Source organism: Mesorhizobium sp. P3_A2, assembly GCF_056403115.1.
Genome location: NZ_JBFUGC010000043.1, coordinates 1 through 1,430, shown reverse-complemented (window position 1 = coordinate 1,430; position 1,430 = coordinate 1). Strand labels below are relative to the sequence as shown.

Below are 1,430 nucleotides of genomic sequence, written 5' to 3'. Positions count from 1 at the left end.
GCGATGAACTGACCCCATAAAGTTGGACGGTTCATTGGGCTGGTAGATTTAAGGGCTGGTTCCTGTATTGCACAGGAGCCAGCCCTTTCAGTTTCAGTTTGATGCGGCGGTGGTTGTAATAGTCGATGTAGTGCTTGATGGCCGTGTCGAGGCTTTGGACGGTGTCGAAGCGTTCTGGATGGAAGAGTTCGGACTTGAGTGTGGCGAAGAAGCTCTCCATTGGTGCGTTGTCGAGGCAATTGCCTTTGCGCGACATGCTCTGTGCGAGGCCTCTGGCTTCCAGCCTGTGTTGGAATGCCGGCATCTGGTACTGCCATCCCTGATCGGAATGCAGGATCGGCCGCTCGTCCTCATTGAGTCGGGCGAAGGCCTTGGTCAGCATATTGTCCACCAGTTTGAAGCGCGGGCGGCGGGCCGTCTCGAAGGCAACGATCTCGCCATTGTAGAGGTCCATGATGGGTGACAGGTAGAGCTTGTCGCCGGCCACGCTGAACTGCGTCACGTCGGTGACCCATTTACGGTTGGCGCGGTCGGCGCTGAACTTGCGCTGCAACAGATCGGAAACGGTCCGCCCAACCTCGCCCCTATAGGAACGGTACTTCTTCGGCCTGACCAACGACTGCAATCCCATCCGGCCCATCAGGCTCTGGACGGTCTTGTGGTTGACGCGTTGACCCAACTGGCGCAGTTGCGCGGTCACCCGGCGATAGCCGTAACGGCCCTTGTGGCTGTCGAAGATGGCCTTGATCGCCTCCTTCAACGCCGCATGGCGGTTCGGGCGAGAGGCCACCTTTTGCCTGTAATAGAACGTGCTGCGCGGCAGCTTCGCCAGTTCGAGTAGTCGCTCAAGCGGATACAACGGCCTTAACGCCTGGACGGCTTGCGCTTTTTGGGCGCGTGTCCCTGCGTTAAGGCCTCCAGTTTTTTTAAGTAGGCGTTCTCCATCCGCAGCTGCCTCAACTCGGCCAGCAGTTCTTCGCGGCTTTTGGCTTCGTCACTGGCGGCAACAGGCACTGCGGGGGCCGGCGGCTTTGACATGGGTCGTCCTCTGGGGCGCGGGGCAAGCGCCTCTATCCCGCCCGCATGATAGCGCTTCTCCCAGCCCGTCAGGCAACCGGCATTGCGGATATTGAACAATGCCGCCGTCTGGCGATACGACAGACCTTCTCCCCACATCCGCTCAAGCACTGACAGCTTGAACGCCGCGTCGTAACGACCGTACTTACCCGACAGCCCGGCATCGCCATGCGCCTGGTACAAAGCAACCCACTTGCGAACTGTCGCTGCGTCAACACCATGGTTCGACGCCGCACTCGCGTAGCTTTCATCCCCACGCAAATAGCTATCGACAACCGTTCGCTTGAAACGCGCGCTGTGTCTGGACATGCAAAACCCCCGAAGGTTGTGTCCAACTTTCGGGGGTCAGTTCA

At 59.2% G+C, this 1,430-nt stretch carries 1 protein-coding gene; it reads right to left on the bottom strand.

The genetic code is table 11. The features are described from left to right. Window positions 1-31: 31 nt before the first annotated feature. Window positions 32-1,386 (bottom strand): IS3 family transposase gene (locus AC1DXM_RS31895; protein ID WP_477239525.1). Its coding sequence is split into 2 segments (ribosomal slippage): window positions 32-907 and window positions 910-1,386, totalling 1,353 coding nucleotides; the frame shifts between segments, so codons are not numbered across the junction. Between the last annotated feature and the right edge of the window lie 44 nt (window positions 1,387-1,430).